A 20763-nucleotide genomic window follows, 5' to 3' on the forward strand; every position below is an offset into this window, starting at 1 on the left:
AAGGTACCGTGCGAACCATGGAGAACCCGCTGACCCCCGAGGTCCTCGCAGATCCGGTGCAGCTAACCCGCGCTCTGGTCGACATAGAGTCCGTGTCCCTGAACGAGAAGGCGATCGCCGACTGTGTCGAGGAGGTGCTGCGGGGCGTACCGCACCTGACGACCCACCGGCACGGCAACACGGTGATGGCCCGCACCGACCTCGGCCGGTCGCAGCGTGTCGTGCTGGCCGGGCACCTCGACACGGTGCCGTTGAACAACAACTTTCCGTCGACCATGCGCGGCGACCTGATGTATGGCTGCGGGACCTCCGACATGAAGTCCGGCACCGCGTACGCGCTGCACCTGGCGGTGACGCTGCCCGCGCCGCGCTACGACGTGACGTACTTCTTCTACGAGGCCGAGGAGATCGAGTCCCGGTACAACGGGCTCAACCTGGTCGCGCAGGCGTTCCCCGAGTGGCTGGAGGCGGACTTCGCGGTGCTGCTGGAGCCGACGTACGGCATCGTCGAGGCGGGCTGCCAGGGCACCATGCGGGCCATCGTGACGACGACGGGTGAGCGGGCGCACGCGGCGCGGTCCTGGCACGGCGTGAACGCCATCCACGCGGCCGGTGAGGTGCTGCGGCGTCTCCAGGCGTACGAGGGGCGGCGGGTCACCATCGAGGGGTGCGACTTCCGCGAGGGTTTGAACGCCGTCCGGATCACCGGCGGCGTCGCGGGGAACGTGATCCCGGACCACTGCGAGATCGAGGTCAACTACCGGTACGCCCCGGATCGCGACCCGGTGGCGGCGGAGGCGCACCTGCGGGAGGTCTTCGCGGGATTCGAGCTGGCCGTGACCGACGCGGCGGCCGGCGCGGCCCCGGGGCTGGAGGCGGCCCCGGCGAAGGAGTTCCTGGCGGCGGTCGGCGCCGCGCCGATCGGCAAGCTGGGTTGGACGGACGTGGCCCGGTTCGCGGCCATGGGCATCCCCGCGCTGAACTTCGGCCCGGGCGACCCCAACCTGGCCCACCACAAGGACGAGCACGTCGAGATCAGCAAGATCCGCGACGGCGCGGCGACCCTGCACCGCTGGCTAGCCCCCGCCTAGCCCCGGCCCCCTCGCCGGCCCTTCCGGTGATCAAGAGGTTTGCGTCAGCCGGGCCCGTTGTCGGCGACGCAAACCTCTTGATCGGCTCCCGATGGGGTGGGGGAGGCGGGGGAGGGGTTCAGATCTCGGGTGCGGCGGCGTTCGGCCACCACGTCTCGGATCCGTCGCTGCATCTGGCGACGGATCCGGATCATCTCGCTGTTGCTGATCACGCTGTCTCCTCCCCCGAAGGCGCGCGCCGGGGCATACCCGGTATGTGAATAGTAAGACGTACGGCAAGGCCGAATAGTTGCCCATGATCCCGAACTATTTCTCGGCGTTCGCTCCCCGCGCACCCGGCCGGTGCTGCTCCACTACGGTTGCCCCATGAGCCAGAGCAACGGGCGGGAGGCCGGTCGCAGCCCCGGACAGGAGCGGCAGCGCGGTACGGTCACGCTGCGCAGAGGAGCGATCACCAGCGGCACCGCCGATCAGCGGTTGCTGGATTCCCGGGGGCGGGGCGACTGGAAGAGCAAGGACGCCTGGCGCGCGCTGCGCATCCTCTCCGAGTTCGTCGAGGGTTTCGACACCCTCGCCGACCTGCCACCGGCGGTCAGCGTCTTCGGCTCCGCGCGCAGCGGGCCGGACAGCGTCGAGTGCCGGCTGGCCGAGCAGTTGGGTGGCGCGCTGGCCCGAGCCGGCTACGCCGTGATCACCGGAGGTGGGCCCGGGGTGATGGAGGCCGCCAACCGGGGGGCCAGCGAGGCCGGTGGGCTGTCCGTGGGGCTCGGCATCGAGCTTCCGTTCGAGCAGGGCATCAACGAGTGGGTCGAGCTGCCCATCGACTTCCGCTACTTCTTCGCCCGCAAGACGATGTTCGTCAAGTACGCCCAGGCGTTCGTGGTGCTGCCCGGCGGGTTCGGCACCATGGACGAGTTGTTCGAGGCGCTCACCCTCGTGCAGACCGGCAAGGTCACCCGGTTCCCGGTGGTGCTCATGGGTGCCGCCTACTGGCGCGGCCTGCTCGACTGGCTGCGCGACACGATGGCCGCCACCGGCAAGATCGGGCCGGTCGACCTGGACCTGATCTGTCTCACCGACGACGTCAACGAGGCGGTCCGGCACATCGTCGCGGCGGAGGCCCTGCTCTCCGCCGAGCAGGAGGCGGTCCGCGCGGAGGCCGTCGCCCGTACCGGGGCGGACCAGCAGGCCGCCGCCGAACAGGCCGCCGAGCAGCCGCGGGACCACAACTGATGGCGGCGATCTGCGTCTTCTGCGCCTCCTCTCGTACCCTCGACCAGCGCTGGCTGGACCTGGCCGCCGAGACCGGCGCGGAGCTGGCCCGGCGCGGCCACACGCTGGTCAGCGGCGGCGGCTGCGTCGGCATGATGGGCGCGGTGGCGGACGGCGCCCGATCCGCCGGTGGGCGCACGGTGGGCGTGATCCCGCAGTCGCTCGTCGATCTGGAGGTCGCCGACCTGGCCTCGGACGAGTTGCTGGTGACCGACTCGATGGCCAGCCGCAAGACCCTGATGATCGACAAGTCGGACGCCTTCCTCACCCTGCCCGGAGGGCTGGGCACCCTCGACGAGCTGTTCGAGGTGTGGACCACCGCCACCCTCGCCCTGCACGCCAAGCCGATGGTGCTGATCGACACCGACGGCTTCTACCGCCCCCTGCTGGACTGGCTCGACGCGCTGACCGACCAGACCTTCCTCAAGCCCGCCGGCCGCGACCTCCTGACGGTGACCACCACCGTCTCCGAAGCCCTGAACGTCCTGGAGTCCCGCCTAACCTGACCGCCCACCCCGGCCCGGTCCGGGCCGGTTCCCGGCCCGTTCGCGGTGATCATGGAGTTGGCGACGTCGCTGTCGGCGTGTCGCGCCGCTAACTTCATGATCGACGGGGTGGGTGGGGTTTGGGTGGGTGGGTTCTGGCGTTTGGTCGGTGTCGTAGGGGTCTGATGGGATGAGCTGATGCAGGCGTACCGGTTGGTGCGGCGGCCCGGAGGGCCGGCGCGGGGGGACGGGGCGACGCCGGGCGACGCTTCCGTGCCCGCCGGACGGTCTGCGGCCGGGGTCGGCGCGCCGGGCGGGCCCGATCGCGTGGCCGAGCCTGAGCTGGCGGTCGGCGGCAGCGGTTGGCGGGCCGATCCGGTGCAGGCCGAGGTGGTCGGGCACACCGACGGGCCGATGCTCGTGCTCGGTGGCCCGGGCACCGGCAAGACCAGCACGTTGGTCGAGGCGGTCGCCGCCCGGGTGGCCGAGGGGGTCGACCCCGAACGGATCCTGGTGCTGACCTTCGGCCGCCGAGGCGCCACCGCGCTGCGGCAGCGCATCGAGGCCCGGGTCGCCCAGGACGGCCACCGGGTGCTGCGCGAGCCGCTGGTGCGCACCTTCCCGGCGTACGCCTTCGGATTGCTCCGCCGCGCCGCGGCCGAGCGGGGCGAACCGTCGCCCCGGCTGCTCACCGGTCCCGAGCAGGATCTGATCATCCGCGAGTTGCTGGACGTGGTCGGCGACGAGCCGGAGGACCCCGAGGACGACCCGGTCGGCTGGCCGACCGACCTGCGCCCCGCCCTGCGCACCCGGGCGTTCGCCGCTCAGCTGCGCGACCTGCTGATGCGCGCCGCCGAGCGTGGGGTGGGCCCGATGGACCTGGCCCGGCTTGGTGAGAAGCTCGGCCGCTCCGACTGGCCGGCCGCCGCCCGCTTCCTCCGGGAGTACGTCGCCGTGCTCGCGCTGCGCGACGTCAGCAACCGGGGTTCCATCGCGTACGACCCGGCGGAGCTGGTCCGGGCGGCCACCGGCCTACTGCGCGACGACGAGGAGTTGCTGGCCGCCGAGCGCCGCCGGCTCGCTCACGTCTACCTCGACGAGTTGGCCGACACCGACCCCGCCCAGCTGGAGCTGCTCTCGGTCATCGCGGGTGGCGGCAAGTCGCTCGTCGCGTTCGCCGACCCGGACTCCTCCACCTACGCCTTCCGCGGTGCCGACCCGGCCGGGGTGACGACGTTCCCGCACCGGTTCCGGACAGCCTCCGGGGCGCCGGCCGCGCAGGTGCTGCTGACCACGTCGTACCGGGCCGGGCCGGGCCTGCTCGCGGCGATCGCCCGGCTGGGCCGCCGGCTGCGTGGTCCGGCGGCGCACCGTCGGCTGCGCCCACTGCCGGACGCGCCGCCCGGCGTGGTCGAGGTGCACACGTTCCGCTCGGCGACCAGCGAGGCCGCCTGGCTGGCCCACGCGCTGCGCTCGGCCCACCTGTTCGACGGCGTGCCCTGGTCGCGGATGGCGGTGCTGGTGCGGTCCACCGCGTTGCAGCTGCCCACCCTGCGTCGGGCGCTGCACGCTGCCGGCGTACCCACCGTGGTGCACGGCGAGGATCTGCCCCTGCACCTGCAACCGGCGGTTGCGCCGCTGCTGCTCCTGCTGCGCTGCGCGCTCGAACCGGAGCGACTCGACGAGGAGGCGGCGGTCGCGCTGCTGCACTCGCCGCTGGGCGGCGCCGACCCGCTGGCCGAGCGACGGCTGCGGCAGGGCCTGCGCGCGCTCGCGCTGGCCGGCGGCGACCGGCGCCCCTCCGGGGAGCTGATCGTCGAGGCGTTACAGGATCCGGAGGAGTTGGCCGGTATCGAGCGGCGCTGGGCGGAGCCGGCGCAGGCGGTGGCCGGGCTGCTGGCCATCGCACGCGAAGCCGCCGCCCGGCCGGGTTCCACCGCCGAGGACGTGCTCTGGGCCGTCTGGCAGGCCAGTGGTCTCGCCGAACGGTGGGCCGGGGCGATCAACCAGGGGCGCCCGGAAGCCGGCGAGGGCGACCTGGCTCGGCGACGTCGGGCCGAGGCGGCTGACCGCGACCTGGACGCGGTGCTGGTGCTCTTCGACGCGGCGGCCCGGTTCACCGACCGGCTGCCCGGTGCCCGCACCGAGGTCTTCCTCGACCACGTGCTCGCCCAGGACCTGCCGGCCGACACCATCGCCCCGACCGCCGACCGGGGTGCGGCGGTACGCCTGCTCACCGCGCACGCCGCGAAGGGCCTGGAATGGGATCTGGTCGCGGTGGCCGGCGTGCAGGAGGGCATCTGGCCGGACCTGCGGCTGCGCGGCAGCCTGCTCGGCTCCGAGCGGCTGGTCGACGTGCTGGCCGGCCGGTCGGTCGACGGCGCGACCGCGGCGAACGTGGTGGGTCAGACCTCGGCGTTGCTGGACGAGGAGCGGCGGCTCTTCCACGTCGCCATCAGCCGGGCCCGGCACCGGCTGCTGGTCAGCGCCGTGGCATCGGCCGCGGTCGGCGGCGACGATCACGAGGAGCAGCCCAGCCGGTTCCTGCACGAGCTGGGCCCGAGCACCCCGCCGAGCACCCCGCCGAGCAACCCGCCCGACCCACCCGGCTCGCCGCCCGGTCCGCGCACCGATCCGTCGTCCGGCGGTGCCCGGGGCGCTGCGGCGGGCGAGACCGGCGACGAGGAGCCGGACCGGCCCGGGGCGCTGCCGGTGACCCGCCCGCCCCGGGCGCTCACCCTGCCGGCGCTGGTCGCGGAGTTGCGTACCGCCATCACCGACCCGGCTGCCCCGGTGGCCCGGCGGCGCGCGGCGGCGGCCGAGCTGGCGCGGCTCGCCGCCGCCGGGGTGCCCGGTGCGCACCCGGACGACTGGTGGGGGTTGCGGGCACTCTCCGACGACCGGCCGCTCGTCGACGACGGAGAGCCGGTGCGGGTCACCCCGTCGGCCATGGAGAGCGCGCTGCGGTGCAGCCTGCGCTGGTTGCTGGAACGGCACGGCGGCAGCGGTCCGACCAGCACGGCGCAGGGGGTGGGCAACCTGGTGCACGCCGCCGCGATGCTCGCCGAGGACGCCAGCGCCGACCGCGGCGCGTTGCTCGACTACGTGGCCGCCCGATTCGACGCGATCGAGCTGGCGGCCCGGTGGATGGCCGGTCCGGAGCGGGAGCGCGCCGAGGCGATGGTCGACAAGCTGCTGCGCTGGCTGGCCACGAACCCGCGTCGGTTACTCGCCATCGAGCACGAGTTCGCGGTCCGGCTGGACGACCCGAACCGGCCCGTCGACCTGACCGGTCGGGTCGACCGGCTGGAGGTCGACGAGGCCGGACGGCTCGTGGTGATCGACCTGAAGACCGGCAAGTCCACCGCGGTCACCGGCACCGACCTGGCGGAGCACCCACAGCTCGGCGCCTACCAGGCGGCCGTGGAGGCGGGCGCGTTCGCCGAGTTCGGTGACGAGTCCGGGGGTGCCGCGCTGGTGCAGCTCGGGACGTCCGCCAAGGACGCCCGGGAGCAGAGTCAACCGGCGGCCAGCGAAGGGCCGGCGGCCGGATGGGCGACGGCGCTGGTCCGGCGGACCGCCGATACGATGGCAGCCGCCACGTTCGCCGCGGTCGCCAACTCGAAGTGCCGGGTCTGTCCGGTGCGCACCAGCTGCCCGGTCTCCGGGCAGGGGCGCCAGGTCGTCGAGCCGCCAACCGTCCGACGCACCCGTGAGGGCGAGGAGTGAGCTTGCGAGCCCCGCAGTCATGAGTCAGCCCACCCTGTTCGGCGCGGGTCCCGCGCCGACGCCCCGGCTCGCGGACTCCGGCCCCCGGTACACGCCGGTGGAGCTGGCCAAGCTGCTGCGGTTGCCGGCGCCCACCCGGGAGCAGGCCGCGATCATCGCCGCCCCGGTGGAGCCGCTGCTGGTGGTCGCGGGTGCCGGTTCGGGCAAGACCGAGACGATGGCCGCGCGGGTGGTCTGGCTGGTGGCCAACTCGTACGTGCGGCCGGAGCAGATCCTCGGGCTGACCTTCACCCGCAAGGCGGCCGGCGAGCTGGCCCATCGCGTACGGACCCGGCTGGACCAGCTGATCCGTCGACTCGGCCGGCAGGGGAGAGACCCGCTGGACGATCCACTCGCGGGTGAGCCCACCGTCTCCACCTACCACTCGTACGCGGGGCGGATCGTCACCGAGCACGGGCTGCGGGCCGGCTACGAGCCGTCGACCCGGCTGCTCACCGAGGCGTCCCGCTGGCAGTTGGTCGACCTGCTGGTGCGCAACTACGACGGCGACATGTCCGAGGTGGACCGGATGCCGAGCACCATCACCGACGCGGTGTTGGCGCTCGCCGGCGAGTTGGACGAGCATCTGGTCGCGCCGGACCAGCTGGCGGCCTGGACCGGTCGGTTCTTCGCCGAGGTGCAGTCCCGGCCGGGTCGGGTGTACGCCGACGTACGCAAGGCCCTCACCCTCCAGCAGACCCGGCTGCGCCTGTTGCCGCTGGTGCGGGCGTACGCCCGGCGCAAGGAGGACTTCGAGGCGATGGACTTCGCCGACCAGCTGGCGCGGGCGGCCCGGGTGGCCCGGGACCATCCGGGGGTCGGTGAGATCGAGCGGGACCGCTTCCGGGTGGTGCTGCTCGACGAGTATCAGGACACCAGCCACGCCCAGGTGGTGCTGCTCAACGCGCTGTTCGGTGGCGGTCACCCGGTGACCGCGGTGGGCGACCCGTGCCAGTCGATCTACGGCTGGCGGGGGGCCAGCGCCGGCACACTGGACCGGTTCCCCACCGAGTTCGCCCGCGCCGACGGTCAGCCGGCCCCGGCGCTGGGGCTCACCACGAGCTGGCGCAACCGCCCGGAGATCCTCCGGGTGGCGAACGCGCTGTCCACTCCGCTGCGGGCGGCGGGTGCCCGGGTGCCGGAGCTGCGCTCCGCGTTGACCGTCCGGGATCCGATCCCGCACCGCAGCCCGGGTGGCGCGGCCGGCGGCACGGTGCACTGCGCGCTGCTGCCCACGTACGCCGACGAGGCCGACTGGATCGCGGACAGCGTGCTCGCCGCCTGGCGTGGCGCGGCCCGGATGCCGGGAGCGGCCCCGGAGCACATCCCGGTGGCCCAACGTCCGACGACCGCCGTGCTGGTCCGGGTCCGCAGCCAGATCCCGGCGATCGAGTCGGCGCTGCGCGAGCGTGGCCTTCCGGTCGAGGTGGTCGGGCTGGGTGGCCTGCTGGACACCCCCGAGGTACGCGACGTGGTCTGCACGCTGCGGGTGTTGGCCGACCCGACCGACGGCGCCGCGCTGCTGCGGTTGCTCACCGGCGCCCGTTGGCGGATCGGGCCGCGTGACCTGGTGGCCTTGCACCGACGGGCTCGGGCCATCGCGAACGCCCGGCGTCAGGTGGCCGCCGACGAGACCGCGGAGATCAGCCCCGACCTGTTGGACGAGGCGACCCTGGTGGAGGCGTTGGCCGATCTCGGGCCGGCGCAGGCGTACTCGGCGGAGGGCTTCGCGCGGCTGCGCGCGTACGGCCGGGAGTTGGCGCTGCTGCGCTACCGACTGGATCAGGCGCTGCCGGACCTGATCGCGGACATCGAGCGGACCATCGGTCTGGACGTGGAGGTCGCGGTGCGGGCCGGCCGGGACGGCGCCGGCGACGCCGGCCTGGCCCGGGGGCATCTGGACGCGCTCGGCGACGTGGCGGCCCGGTTCAGCGGAGAGACGCCCGGCGCGACCCTGTCCGGCTTCCTGTCCTACCTGGCCGCCGCCGAGGACGAGGAGCGTGGTCTGGCGCCGGGTGAGGTCGAGGTCGTGGAGGGCGCGGTGCAGGTGGTCACCGCGCACGCCGCCAAGGGCCTGGAGTGGGACGTGGTGGCGGTGGCCGGGCTCAGTCGTGGGTTGTGGCCGGGGCCGGTCCGCAACTCCGACCACTGGCTGGGTGGGCTGGGTGTGCTGCCGTTCCCGCTGCGTGGCGACGCCGACGGGTTGCCCGAGTTGGCGCTCGACGAGGCGGGGGACCAGCGGGCCGTGGCGCGGGCGGTGACCGACTTCACCGACGCGTGGCGGGCCCACGACGAGCGGGAGGAACGCCGGCTGACGTACGTGGCGGTCACCCGCCCGCGCCGGCTGCTGCTCTGCTCCGGTTACTGGTGGGGGGAGGGCACGAAGCGACCGCGAGGTCCGTCGGTCTTCCTGCGCGAGGTGTACGACGCCTGCCTCGACGGCGGGCCCGGACACCTGATCGACGCGTGGGCGCCGGAACCGACCCCGGACGCGACGAACCCCACGGCCGAGGTGGTGCTGCGCGCGGAGTGGCCGGCCGACCCGCTGGGAGGTCGCCGGCCGGCGCTGGCCGAGGCGGCCGGGCTGGTGCGTCGCCTGATGGCCGACGGCCCGGCATCGGCGCTCCCCGGGCCGGTGGGGCCGGTGCTTCCCGGGCCGGCGGCGGCGATCGGGTCGACGGCCGACCCGGTGGAGCCGGTCCAGCCGGAGGTGGATCCGGAGGTGGCGCGCTGGCAGCGCGAGGCGGACCTGCTGTTGGCCGAACGCGCCGAGCTGACCCGGCTCTCCGGTGCGGTCGAGGTGGCTCTGCCCGGGCAGTTGAGCGTCACCCAGCTGGTCGCGTTGCGGCGCGATCCGGCGGCGCTGGCCCGTACGCTGCGTCGCCCGGTGCCGACCGAACCCAACCCGTACGCCCGTCGAGGCACCGCCTTCCACGCCTGGTTGGAGCAGCGCTTCGGCGCCGACCGCCTGCTGGACCTGGACGAGCTGCCCGGCGCGGCCGACGCCGATGCGGCACCCGACGAGGCTCTGGTCGAGCTTCAGGAGCGGTTCCTGGCCAGCGAGTGGGCCGACCGGTCACCGGTGGAGGTGGAGGTGCCGTTCGCCACGGTGATCGCCGGCGTGGTGGTGCGGGGCCGGATGGACGCGGTCTTCGCCCGGCCGGGTGGTCGGTTCGACGTGGTCGACTGGAAGACTGGCGCGCAGGCCACCGGGCCGGCGGCGGACGTGGCCGCCGTGCAGCTGGCCGTGTACCGGCTGGCCTGGGCGGAGCTGGCCGGTGTGCCGGTCGACCGGGTGGGTGCGGCGTTCCACTACGTTCGGCACGGGGTGACGGTCCGGCCCGCCGACCTGCTGGACGTGACGGGGCTCACCGCCATGATCGCCCAGTTGCCCGAGGATTCCGCCCGAAGTTGACCGCTGCGGGGAAAACCGTGGTAGGTTGACCGGGTTGCAGTTTTGGTTACCAGAGACTCTGTGTGCGCCTGGCGGGATTGTGGCCCCAGGCGCTCTTTGTTGTGTCCGGAGTTCTCCGGGCGGGGCGACCAGAAGCGACAGGCGATTCGCGCATCCCCGCGCGGAGCGCTCCTCTTCGGGCACGCAACAAGTGCGTGTCCGACGTTCCGTCAAGGAGACGAAACACATGGCTATTGGCACCGTGAAGTGGTTCAACGCTGACAAGGGCTTCGGCTTCATCACCCCGGACGGCGGCGGCGCCGACGTTTTCGCCCACTTCTCGGCGATCCAGTCCTCCGGCTACCGGAGCCTGGACGAGAACCAGCGGGTCGAGTTCGAGGTGACCCAGGGCCAGAAGGGCCCGCAGGCGGAGAACATCCGCCCGCTCTGATCTTCGGATCGGTCAGCATTACCTGTCGCGCCCTCCGGGTGTGACGGTGACGGGACCGGCCCGCCCCGCTGCCGCCTGCCTCCGCAGGCGGCGGCCCGGCGGCGGGCCGGCCTGTACTCCCTTCGGTTCGTGCTTGTGAGTCCTGGCGGCCTTTTCCGCTGGTGACAGCGCCGACTTCGGCGCCCTCCCTCGACACGTGCCGCGTCGAGGAAGGCTTTCGCATGACCACAGTTATTCCCTCGTTCGCTCATACCGGTCTGGCGCCGGCGCTGCTCACCGCGCTGACCGCGCAGGGCATCACCGAGCCGTTCCCGATCCAGTCGGCGACGCTGCCCGACTCGCTCGCCGGCCGGGACGTGCTGGGCCGGGGTCGTACCGGTTCCGGCAAGACCCTCGCCTTCGGGCTTCCGCTGCTGTCCCGCACCGCCGGCCGCAAGGCGCGACCGGGTCGCCCGCTGGCTCTGGTGCTGGTGCCGACCCGTGAGCTGGCCCAGCAGGTCACCACCGCCCTGGCCCCGTACGCCCGTGCCGTCGGGCTGCGCTGCGCCACCGTCGTCGGCGGCCTGTCGTTGCAGCGGCAGGCGGACGCGCTGCGCGCCGGCACCGAGGTGGTCGTCGCCACCCCCGGCCGGCTGCACGACCTGATCAACCGGGGCGACGCCCGGCTCGACCAGGTCGAGATCACCGTGCTCGACGAGGCCGACCAGATGGCCGACATGGGTTTCCTGCCGCAGGTCACCAAGCTGCTGGAGCAGGTCGCGCCGCAGGGGCAGCGGATGCTTTTCTCCGCGACCCTGGACGGCGGCGTGGACCGGCTGGTCCGCCGCTTCCTGAGCAACCCGGTCACCCACTCGGTGGACCCGGGCACCGCGACGGTCACCGCGATGACCCACCACGTCCTGCACGTCGACGCCGCGGACAAGCCGGACGCGCTGACCCGGATCGCTGCCCGTGAGGGCCGCACCATCCTGTTCATGGGCACCAAGCACCGCGCCGACCGGCTCGCGCGCCAGCTGCTCTCCAAGGGCGTACGCGCGGCCGCGCTGCACGGCGGCAAGTCCCAGCCGCAGCGCACCCGGATCCTGGAGCAGTTCCGCAACGGTCAGGTGACCGCCCTGGTCGCCACCGACGTGGCGGCTCGGGGCATCCACGTGGACGGCCTGGACATGGTGGTCAACGTGGACCCGCCGACCGAGGCGAAGGACTACCTGCACCGGGGCGGCCGTACCGCCCGGGCCGGCGAGTCCGGCTCCGTGGTCACCCTCGTCCTGCCGGAGCAGCGCCGGGACGTGTCCCGGCTGATGGCCACCGCCGGCATCCGGCCCGAGTCGGTCCAGGTGCGCCCGGGTGACGGGGCGCTGGCCCGGGTCACCGGTGCCCGCGAGCCGTCCGGTGTGCCGGTGACCATCGTGGCCCCGCCGGTGCCTGCCTCTCGGGCACGCACCTCCGGCGGTTCCGCCACCGAGGGTGGCGCCCGGCCGGCGCACCGCGCGTCGGGCCGGTCCCGTCGCCCGCGTCGGCCCCGTACCGTCTGATCTTCTGCGCGTCGACCGACCCGTCCCGCTTCGGCGGGGCGGGTCGGTTTTGTCTGCGCGGTTTCTGGGCCGGTCGGCTGTCCGGGCGGTCCGACCGGGTGGCGGGTCGCGCCGCGCGGCCCCCTCTTCTGAGTCGGTAATCAGCCTGGGCTGCGTCGGCTGGCCGACTGCGCCCCGGCCGGCGGTGGTCGAGGCTGACCGTCGGGGGAAGTCGGGCGGGGGGCCCGGCTCGGAGGGGGTGACCATGGCGGGCGAAGCCGGCTCGGGCGCACTGCGGGAACTGATCCTGGTGGTCGCGGTCGCGCTCGCCGGACTGTTGCTCGCCATGGTTGCGGCCTTCGCACCCTGGCACGCCACCCCGACGGGTAACGCTCCCGCCGGTCTGGTGGAGCTGCGCAGCCCTGGCGACCCGGGCCCCGGCCCGGGGGTCGCGCACGTGGGCTGAGCACCGACCGGCCTACCGGCGCCGGCGGAGGGGCAGGCGCGGTCAGGACCGGTGCGAGGTGTGGTCGGGTCGGCGGGGCACCGGCCCGACCACATCGCCTTCGCGTCCTCCTCGGCGTCCCCTCCCGGCATCGATCTTGCACTTTCGGATGTCGATATGATCCGAATGTCTCTTATGCGGGGACAGTATGTGCAAGATCGCGGAGCGGGAGCGTGTGACGACCGGGACTCACCTTGTGGTGGACGGGTGGGTGAGCAGGTTGGCCAGCGTGGTGCTGTCGACCACCGTGGCGATCGCCCCGTGCACCGCCCTCCAGACGTCGGTCAGCCCCGCGGCCACCCCGTGATAGCCGGCCCGCTCAGCCGGCAGACCGCGCACCGTGGTGAGCGAGCCGCCGACCGCGCGGAGCACGTCCCCGACGGTGATCTCGTCGGGTGGGCGGGTCAGCGTGTAACCGCCGTCGGCGCCGCGATGACTGTCCAGCAGGCCAGCGCGGCGCAGGTCGAGCAGGATGCCCTGGAGGAAGCTGAGCGGGATGTCCTGCACCTCGGCGAGGCTGGCCGCCTTCACCAGCTCACCGACCTTGTCGTCGTCGCGGCCACTGGCGGCGGCGACGGCGAGCATCGCCCGGAGCGCGTAGTCGCTGCGCGCGGAGACGAACACGTCACTGACCAGCCTGGTCCAGTACGCCCCAGCGACGTCGGATCGCCTTGTCCGCCGCGCCGAACGCGGCGTCTACGACGAGGCCGACGACCAGGATGACGATCATGGTGGAGAGCAGCCAGGGTGCGTCGGACAGCTCGCGGGAGTAGGTGAGTTGAGCGCCGAGCGAGGTCTGCGAGATGCCGACCACGAGCAGCTCACCCGCCATCAGGCTGCGCCAGGAGAACGCCCAGCCCTGCTTGAGTCCGGCGACGATCGCCGGCAGGGCGGCCGGTGCGATGACGTACCGGTAGAGGTTGAGCCCGCGGGCGCCCAGGTTACGGCCGGCGCGCAGCAGCAGCGGTGGCACGTAATCCACGCCGGAGATCACCCCGTTGGCGATGGACGGCGCCGCACCGAGCACCACCACGAAGAAGATCGCCTTCTCGCTCAGTTCGAAGAGCAGGATGGCCAGCGGGAACCAGGCGATCGACGGCATGGTCTGCAACGCGGTGATCATCGAGCCGATGGCGGCACGCAGCACCGTGGATCGGGCCACCGCGAGGCCGAGCAGCAGGCCGACGGCGACCGAGAAGACGTACCCGAGGGCGGCCCGGCGCAAGGTGGTGACCAGGCCGTCCCAGAGCTGCGGGCCCTGGGCCTGGGCCACCAACTCGCGGCCGACCTCCAGCGGGCCCGGCAGTGAGTACGGCGGTTTCCAGCCGGAGAGGACCACGAGTTGCCAGGCGGCGATGGCGATGGCCAGCGCGGCGAGCTTGGGCCAGGTGGCCGCCCAGATCCGGGCGCCCCGGGAGACCTCCTTGTCTCGGCCGGCGATCTCCAGCGCGTCGAGGCCGGTGATCTCCGCGTCGGTACGCGCCGAACTGGTGAGGGTGTCATTGGCCATGGCGGCCCACCTCCGTACGAAGCCGCTCGGTGACCTCGGCGGCGATGGCGGCGACCTCGGGGGAGTCGATTCGGCGCGGACGCGGGATGTGCACCTTGGTGGAGTAGATGATCCGGCCGGGCCGGCTGGAGAGCAGGATGATCCGGTCGGCCAACCGGGCCGCCTCGCGGACGTTGTGCGTCACGAAGAGCACCGAGAGCTTGCGCTCGGACCAGATCCGTTCCAGCTCGTCGTGCAGGATGTCCCGGGTCATCGCGTCCAGTGCGCCGAACGGCTCGTCCATCAGCAGCACCGGAGTGTCCAGCGCCAGCGTGCGGGCCAGCGCGACGCGTTGCCGCATCCCGCCGGAGAGCTCGTGCGGGCGCTTGCGGCCGAAGTCGGCCAGGTGCACCGTCCGCAGCAGCTCGGCCACCCGTTCGCGGCGTTCGGCCCGGGGAAGGCGGCGCAGCTTGAGGGGCACCTCCACGTTGGCGTCGACGGTCAGCCACGGAAAGAGCGCCGGCTCCTGGAACATCAGGCCCGGGTTGGCGTCGCCGGCCAGGGTGATCTGCCCACCGCTGACCCGGTCCAGCCCGGCCACCAGGTTGAGCAACGTGCTCTTACCGCAGCCGGACGCGCCGACCAGACAGACGAACTCGCCGGGTGCGACGTCCAGCGACACACCGTCCAGCGCCAGGACGGCGCTCGCCCCACGTCCGTACACCTTGGTCACGCCGGAGAGCGCGACCGCGGTGGTCGCGCTCTGCGGCGTCGTCGTGGTCGACGTCATGGCTGGACGACCTCGGGCTTGCCCTGCGCCGTGAGCGCGTTGTTGAGGTATTTGAGGTCGTACAGGCCCTTGAGGTCCACCGGCTCGGTCAGGCCGACGTCGACGGCGTGGTCGAGCCCGGCCTTGAGCGAGGAGGGAATCGGGTCGTTGGTGAACTCCAACGTCGGCCACGCCTGCTTGATCAGCTTCAGGTCCAGCGGCTTGCCGGTGATCTTGCCGATCGCGTCGGAAATGGCCTGCTGCGCCTCCTCCGGCTTGGTGTTGACGAACTCGTTGGCGGCCACCTGGCCGTCGACCAGCTTCTGCACCACGTCCGGGTGCGCCTTGAGGAACTTGGTACTGACCAGCAGGTTGGTGATGACGAACTTCCTGTCCGGCCACAGGTCGCGCTCGTCGACCAGCACCGTGCCGCCGGCGTTGACCAGGCGGGAGACGAACGGCTCGGGCACCCAGGCGCCGTCGATCGCGCCGCTGTTGAACGTCTCGATCGTCTGGGCGTTCTCCTGCGGCACGATCTTGACGTCACCGCCACCCTCCTTGGTGGTGGTCAGACCCTGCTGCCTGAGCCAGTACCGGATCGCCACGTCCTGGGTGTTGCCCAGTTGCGGGGTGGCGATCTTCTTGCCCTTCAGATCCTGCGCCCCGCTGATGCCGGGCTTCACCACCAGCGCCACGCCGCCGGAGGCTGCGCCGGAGACGACCCGGACGGCCTCGCCCTTGGACTTGGAGAAGGCGTTCACGGTCGGGTTCGGGCCGATGTAGGTGGCGTCCAGCGCGCCGGAGAAGACCGCCTCGATGGCGGCCGGCCCGGCGTTGAAGGTCTTCGGGTCCAGCTTGACGTCGCTGCCGAGCTTCTCCGCGAAGATGCCCTTCTCCACCCCGACGACCGCCGGCGCGTGCGTGATGTTGGGGAAGTAGCCGAGGCGCAGCGTCACCGGGCCGGAGCTGCCGCCCGCGCCCTCGCTGTCGTCGCCGCACGCGGCGGTGCTGCCCAGGGTCGCCGCGCCGAGGGCGGCGAGGGTGGCCAGGGTGACCAACCGGCGCAGGGGAAGCCGTCTCATCGTCCATCCAATCCGCAGTATTCCTACTTAGTTGGTAGGAAGAGTGGGTCAGGCTGCGATCAGCGTCAAGACCCGTCCACATGGCGGGATGATGCGTCTCAGTTATCTCGGTATTTCCTACCAGATTGCTAGGGTAATCGGCATTCGGCATTCGGCGACCGGCAGAGAGGCGAATCCGCGATGACCTTCCACTGGTTCCCGCCCACCTCCGGCGACGGCGACCAGGTCGGTGCCGCCACCGTCACCGCAGGGGCCGCGAGGCACGACCGGGCCGCGCTGGTCGGCAGCTACGCCGAGGTGCCGCCCCTGGTGACGGCCCCGGTCGCGGCGGCTCCGGGAAGGTCGCGGGTGGTGACGGTGTGGACGCGCTAGGGTCGACTCCGTGGCGGCGCGGAGATCCAGAATTCCAGCGACGAAGTATCCGGTCGAGCGGTTCACCCTCGACAACGGTTTGCGGGTGGTGCTAACCCCCGATCGCAGTGCCCCGGTGATCGGGGTGGCGGTGGTCTACGACGTCGGCATCCGCTCGGAGCCGGAGGGGCGCACCGGCTTCGCCCATCTCTTCGAGCACCTGATGTTCCAGGGCTCGGAGAACCTGGAGAAGCTGGCCCACTTCCGGCACGTGCAGGGCGCGGGTGGCACCTTCAACGGCTCCACCCACCTGGACTACACCGACTACTTCGAGACGCTGCCGAGCAACGCGCTGGAACTCGCGCTGTTCCTGGAGGCGGACCGGATGCGCGGTCCCCGGCTGACCGAGGAGACCCTGCGCAACCAGGTCGACGTGGTCAAGGAGGAGATCCGGGTCAACGTCCTCAACCGGCCGTACGGCGGCTTTCCCTGGCTGACCCTGCCACCGGTCATGTTCGACACCTTCCCGAACGCCCACGACGGCTACGGATCCTTCGACGACCTGGAGTCGGCGACCGTCGCCGACGCAGCGGACTTCTTCCGCCGCTACTACGCCAGCGGCAACGCCGTGCTGGCGGTCAGCGGCGACATCGACGTGGCCGAGGCGACCGAGCTGGTCACCCGGCACTTCGGCGACGTCCCGGCCCGGCCGGCACCGCGACGGCCCGACTTCACCGAGCCCGACCTGAGCGCCGAGCGGCGCACCTCGTACACCGACGCCCTGGCGCCGTTGCCGGCGGTGGCCGGCGCCTGGCGCGTGCCGGACCCGGTCACCGATTTCGCCGGCTACCTGCCGTACGTGGTGCTGGCCGAGGTGCTCACCGACGGCGACGCGTCGCGGCTGGTCGAGCGACTGGTGCAGCGGGACCGCACGGTGACCAGCCTCGGCGGGTACCTGGGTTTCATGGGTGATCCGTTCGACGTCCGCGACCCCACCGCACTGCTGTTGCAGGCGCACCTGCCGCCCGGGGGCGATGTGGACAAGGTGCTGCGCACCATCGACGAGGAACTGGACCGGCTGGCCACCGACGGGCTGACCGACGGTGAGCTGGCCCGCACGCAGGCCCGGATGGCGACGCACCTGCTGCGGGACACCGACGCGGTGCTGGGTCGGGCGCTGCGGATGGCCGTGCTGGAGCAGCAACGTGGCGAACCGGGCCTGCTCAACGAGTTGCCCCGGTTGGTCGGCGAGGTCACCGAGGAGCAGGTCCGGGCCGCCGCGGCCACCCTGCGCCCGGAGCGTCGGGCCGCCATCGAGGTCATCGCCGGAGGTGTTCGGTGAGCGCGAGGAGTGAGCCGGTCTTGCGAGCCCCGCAGTCGCGAACGAAGGTTGCACAGTGACGACCACGACCACCGCTCCCGTCGGGCCGCGGACGCTGCCGCCGCTCGGGCCGACCCGCAAGCTCAAGGTGCCCACGCAGGCCGAGCGCACGCTGCCCAACGGTCTCACCGTCATCGCCGTACGCCGGCCCGCCGTACCCCTGGTCGAACTGCGGCTCTGGGTGCCGTTCGGCCGGGTGCACCTGGCCCGCGGCGCGATGCTCTCGCAGACCATGCTCTCCGGCACCGAGTCGATGACCAGCGTGCAGATCGCCGCCGAGTTGCAGAAGGTGGGCGGCGGGCTCTCCGCCGGCGTCGACCCGGACCGGCTGATGCTCTCCGGCGCCGGTCTGGTCACCGGTCTGGACCGGATGCTGGAGCTGCTGGCCGAGGTGCTGACCGGCGCCAGCTACCCGAGCGACGAGGTGGCCACCGAACGGGACCGACTGGTCGACCGGATCCAGGTGGCGCAGAGCCAGCCGGCGCACCTGGCTCGGGAGGCGCTGCTGAAGCGGATCTACGGCCGGCACCCGTACGCGACGCAGACGCCGGAGCCGGGCCAGATCCGCGCGGTCCGGCCGGCGGCGCTGCGCACCCTGCACTCGGAGCGGGTCCATCCGGCCGGCGCGCAGCTGGTGCTGGTCGGTGACGTGCAGCCGGAAAGGGCGCTGGACGCGGCCGAGCGGGCGCTCGGTGGTTGGTCGGGTGCCGGGCGTACGGCCGAGCTGCCGGCGACCCCGCCGCTGGAACCGGGGCCGCTGCTGCTGGTCGACCGGCCGGGATCGGTGCAGTCCTCGTTGCGGATCGCGCTTCCGGCGGTGCCGCGCACCGACCCCGACCACGCCCCGCTGCAACTGGCCAACCTGATCTTCGGTGGCTACTTCTCCTCCCGGTGGGTGGAGAACATTCGCGAGGACAAGGGCTACACGTACGGCTCGCACTCGGTGATCGAGCATTCCGTCGCGGGGTCGGTGCTGGTCGCCGCCGCCGACGTGGCCACCGAGGTCACCGGTCCGGCGTTGCTGGAGACGACGTACGAGCTGGGTCGGTTGGCGTCGCTGCCACCGAAGGCCGAGGAGTTGGAGCAGGCCCGGCAGTACGCCCTGGGCACCCTTCAACTCGGCATGTCCACCCAGGCCGGGCTGGCGGCGTTGACCAGCGCGTACGCGGGCAACGGGCTGCGCCTGGACTTCCTCGCCGAGTACGCGGCGAGGTTGGCGAAGGCGAGCATCGAGGACGTGGCGCAGGCGGCGGCCCGGTACCTGGCACCGGCTCGCGCGGCGATCGTGGTGCTCGGCGACGCGGAACGGGTCACGTCGGGGCTGGCCGCGCTGACCACTGTCCACACGGAGTCACGAGCGTGAGCGAGAGTAGCGGGGTGCTGGCGTGAGCGGGGAGGCGGCGCCGCCGTTGGCGCGCTCCACGCTGGATCGGGCGGCGCACCGGCGCGGCGACTCGCAGTGGTTGACCGAGGCGTGGTTGCGGGCTCGGGTGCTGCTGCTGGATTCGACCGACGAGGGTCGGACGTTGGCCCGTACCGAGACGTCGCCACCGACGTTGGTGCTGTTCGGGGCGGGTGACGTGCCCCCCGGGTCCGAGTCGATGGCGATGTTCCTGGGTGTCGAGCCGGACGGGGTGCCGGTCTTCGCGGTCGACGCGCCGCTGCCGGCGATCCCGGGGACCCGGGCGGTCCACCTCCGGGAGGTGGGCCACCTGCTCGCCGACCGGGAGGCGGGCATCTTCACCACCGCGCTGGCGCTGATCAACTGGCACAACCGACACGGTTACTCGACGAGCACCGGCGCGCCGACTGCGATGGATGAGGCCGGTTGGTCCCGGGTGGACCGTAACGGTGGGCGGATCTGGCCGCGTACCGACCCGGCGATGATCGTGCTCGTGCATGACGGCGTGGACGGCCCGGACGGCCGCTGCCTGCTCGGCAACAACGCCAGCTGGCAGGGCACCCCGGGTGGCCGGCGCTACTCCTGCCTGGCCGGCTACGTCGAGCCGGGTGAGTCGGCGGAGGCGGCCGTGCTGCGCGAGGTCCGCGAGGAGGTGGGCATCGGGGTCGAGCGCATCGGGTACGTGGGCAGCCAGGCGTGGCCGTTCCCCGGCTCGCTGATGCTGGGCTTCCTGGCCACCGCGAGCCCGACCGAGCCGGTGCGGGTCGACCCGTCCGAGATCGCGTACGCCAGGTGGTTTTCCCGCCGGGAGATCGGGGCGGCGTTGGCCGGGCAGACGGTGGACGTGGGCGACGGCGCCCGGCTGATCCTGCCGCCGCCGTCGTCGATCGCGCTGTTCCTCATTCACCGCTGGCTGGATGGCTGGGTGGAAGCCGAGCGGTGAGCACGGTCCCGACCCGTGGCCGCCGTTGCCGCGGCGGTCACGGGCCGGGAACACGGGCCGTCGTGGTCGGTGGGTGCGAGAAACGCGGCGGGGGAGCCGGTCCGACCACGACGGACGACCTGTGCGATCAGGGGCCGGTGCGGCCCGGTTTGTGTCTGAAGGCGGGCCGCGACTCGATCAGCGGCAGGACCTTGACTCGTTGCTTGCCGGCGCGGACCGCGCCGACGGTTGCCAGAGCGCGGGCCAGTAGCAGCGCGGCGTCCCGGTCCTCGGCGTGCACGATCTGCCGTCGCGGCTCGGGCGTGGTGGTCTCGTCGCGAAGTCGGTGGCCGTCCGCCCAGGCGGCGGCGATGTCCCCGTCAGCGACGGCGCGGATGTCGGTGCGAACGATCAGGAACCGCATGAGGGTCTCCGGATGAACCGCGACGGATGAGCCAGTGTGGAAGTTCCACGTATCCGAGGGCCATGTTACGCCCCGTGTTCGTCCCAGCAACTGAAACGCGCCTATCGGTTTCGAGCCTCGTCCGATCGGCGGATGGCTGCTCAGCGGGGTCAGCGGGGTGCAACGCGACGGGGCCGCCGGCAGTGCGCCGACGGCCCCGTACCAGGCACCGAGTCAGTTCAGATCGAACTGGCCCTTCTTTGCTCCGGTGATGAAACCGAGCCATCCGGCGCGGTTGAACAGCAGCACCGGGCCGCCCCGGTCCTTGCTGTCGCGCAGGGCGACCGCCGACGGGCCGGCGGCGAGCGGTGCGACCTCTACGCAGTTGGAGGTCTGGCTGCGGGTGCTGGTACGCCACGGGGCGTCCGCCAACGAGTGGGCGGAGGCGGACGGCGTGTTGCGGATGTCGTTCATGGTTCTGCTC

The 20763-nt window shown here is 72.6% G+C and carries 18 protein-coding genes; 12 read left to right on the top strand and 6 right to left on the bottom strand.

Annotated features, from left to right (window positions below; genetic code table 11):
* Positions 1-17: 17 nt before the first annotated feature.
* From dapE to ACIBF8_RS16765, 8 genes are all read left to right on the top strand, one after another.
* On the top strand, positions 18-1091 hold the full coding sequence (gene dapE / locus ACIBF8_RS16730) for a succinyl-diaminopimelate desuccinylase (RefSeq protein ID WP_396783873.1): 1074 nt from the start codon (positions 18-20) through the stop codon (positions 1089-1091).
* 366 nt (positions 1092-1457) lie between these two features.
* On the top strand, positions 1458-2324 hold the full coding sequence (locus ACIBF8_RS16735) for a TIGR00730 family Rossman fold protein (protein ID WP_396783874.1): 867 nt from the start codon (positions 1458-1460) through the stop codon (positions 2322-2324).
* Positions 2324-2869 carry a TIGR00730 family Rossman fold protein gene (locus ACIBF8_RS16740; RefSeq protein WP_396783876.1) on the top strand — a complete coding sequence of 182 codons (546 nt, stop codon included), beginning with the start codon at positions 2324-2326 and terminating at the stop codon, positions 2867-2869. Before ACIBF8_RS16735 ends, ACIBF8_RS16740 begins: the two co-directional genes overlap by 1 nt.
* A gap of 177 nt (positions 2870-3046) precedes the next feature.
* Positions 3047-6577: an ATP-dependent helicase gene (locus ACIBF8_RS16745; protein ID WP_396783878.1), complete on the top strand. Its 3531-nt coding sequence runs from the start codon at positions 3047-3049 to the stop codon at positions 6575-6577.
* A 19-nt stretch (positions 6578-6596) separates the two neighbouring features.
* Positions 6597-10031, top strand: a complete 3435-nt coding sequence (locus ACIBF8_RS16750; protein ID WP_396783879.1) for an ATP-dependent helicase — start codon at positions 6597-6599, stop codon at positions 10029-10031.
* 226 nt (positions 10032-10257) lie between these two features.
* On the top strand, positions 10258-10461 hold the full coding sequence (locus ACIBF8_RS16755; RefSeq protein WP_007464836.1) for a cold-shock protein: 204 nt from the start codon (positions 10258-10260) through the stop codon (positions 10459-10461).
* A gap of 221 nt (positions 10462-10682) precedes the next feature.
* Positions 10683-11996, top strand: a complete 1314-nt coding sequence (locus tag ACIBF8_RS16760) for a DEAD/DEAH box helicase (protein ID WP_396783881.1) — start codon at positions 10683-10685, stop codon at positions 11994-11996.
* A gap of 244 nt (positions 11997-12240) precedes the next feature.
* A complete protein-coding gene (locus tag ACIBF8_RS16765; protein ID WP_396783882.1) occupies positions 12241-12441 on the top strand; it encodes a hypothetical protein in 201 nt (66 codons plus the stop codon).
* Positions 12442-12669: 228 nt separating this feature from the next.
* Here the strand turns inward: ACIBF8_RS16765 and ACIBF8_RS16770 are convergent, their stop codons facing one another.
* Genes ACIBF8_RS16770 through ACIBF8_RS16785 form a run of 4 tightly spaced genes read right to left on the bottom strand, consistent with a single transcriptional unit; the run spans position 12670 to position 15820 of the window.
* Positions 12670-13104: an RrF2 family transcriptional regulator gene (locus ACIBF8_RS16770; protein ID WP_396783884.1), complete on the bottom strand. Its 435-nt coding sequence runs from the start codon at positions 13102-13104 to the stop codon at positions 12670-12672.
* Between the two features lies 1 nt (position 13105).
* Positions 13106-13990 carry an ABC transporter permease gene (locus tag ACIBF8_RS16775; RefSeq protein WP_396783886.1) on the bottom strand — a complete coding sequence of 295 codons (885 nt, stop codon included), beginning with the start codon at positions 13988-13990 and terminating at the stop codon, positions 13106-13108.
* Positions 13980-14759, bottom strand: coding sequence for an ABC transporter ATP-binding protein (locus ACIBF8_RS16780; protein ID WP_396783887.1), 780 nt, complete (start codon positions 14757-14759; stop codon positions 13980-13982). The genes ACIBF8_RS16775 and ACIBF8_RS16780 overlap by 11 nt, the downstream gene beginning before the upstream one ends.
* Entirely contained in the window at positions 14756-15820 is a 1065-nt protein-coding gene (locus ACIBF8_RS16785) for an ABC transporter substrate-binding protein (RefSeq protein ID WP_396783889.1), read from the bottom strand. The genes ACIBF8_RS16780 and ACIBF8_RS16785 overlap by 4 nt, the downstream gene beginning before the upstream one ends.
* 180 nt (positions 15821-16000) lie before the next feature.
* On the opposite strand from ACIBF8_RS16785, the gene ACIBF8_RS16790 reads away from it, so the two are divergent.
* From ACIBF8_RS16790 to nudC, 4 genes are read left to right on the top strand one after another with little or no spacing between them, the layout of a single operon-like run.
* Positions 16001-16192: a hypothetical protein gene (locus ACIBF8_RS16790; protein ID WP_396783890.1), complete on the top strand. Its 192-nt coding sequence runs from the start codon at positions 16001-16003 to the stop codon at positions 16190-16192.
* 10 nt (positions 16193-16202) lie between these two features.
* Entirely contained in the window at positions 16203-17513 is a 1311-nt protein-coding gene (locus ACIBF8_RS16795; RefSeq protein WP_396783892.1) for a M16 family metallopeptidase, read from the top strand.
* A gap of 55 nt (positions 17514-17568) precedes the next feature.
* Positions 17569-18915 carry a M16 family metallopeptidase gene (locus ACIBF8_RS16800; RefSeq protein WP_396783894.1) on the top strand — a complete coding sequence of 449 codons (1347 nt, stop codon included), beginning with the start codon at positions 17569-17571 and terminating at the stop codon, positions 18913-18915.
* A gap of 22 nt (positions 18916-18937) precedes the next feature.
* Positions 18938-19897 (top strand): NAD(+) diphosphatase, encoded by a 960-nt coding sequence (gene nudC, locus ACIBF8_RS16805; RefSeq protein WP_396783895.1) that lies wholly within the window; start codon positions 18938-18940, stop codon positions 19895-19897.
* Positions 19898-20024: 127 nt separating this feature from the next.
* On the opposite strand, the gene ACIBF8_RS16810 is transcribed toward nudC, so the two are convergent.
* A complete protein-coding gene (locus ACIBF8_RS16810) occupies positions 20025-20300 on the bottom strand; it encodes a hypothetical protein (RefSeq protein WP_396783897.1) in 276 nt (91 codons plus the stop codon).
* Positions 20301-20513: 213 nt separating this feature from the next.
* A complete protein-coding gene (locus ACIBF8_RS16815) occupies positions 20514-20753 on the bottom strand; it encodes a DUF397 domain-containing protein (RefSeq protein ID WP_396783899.1) in 240 nt (79 codons plus the stop codon).
* Between the last annotated feature and the right edge of the window lie 10 nt (positions 20754-20763).

This window comes from Micromonospora sp. NPDC050276, assembly GCF_044459545.1.
Taxonomy (GTDB): domain Bacteria; phylum Actinomycetota; class Actinomycetes; order Mycobacteriales; family Micromonosporaceae; genus Micromonospora.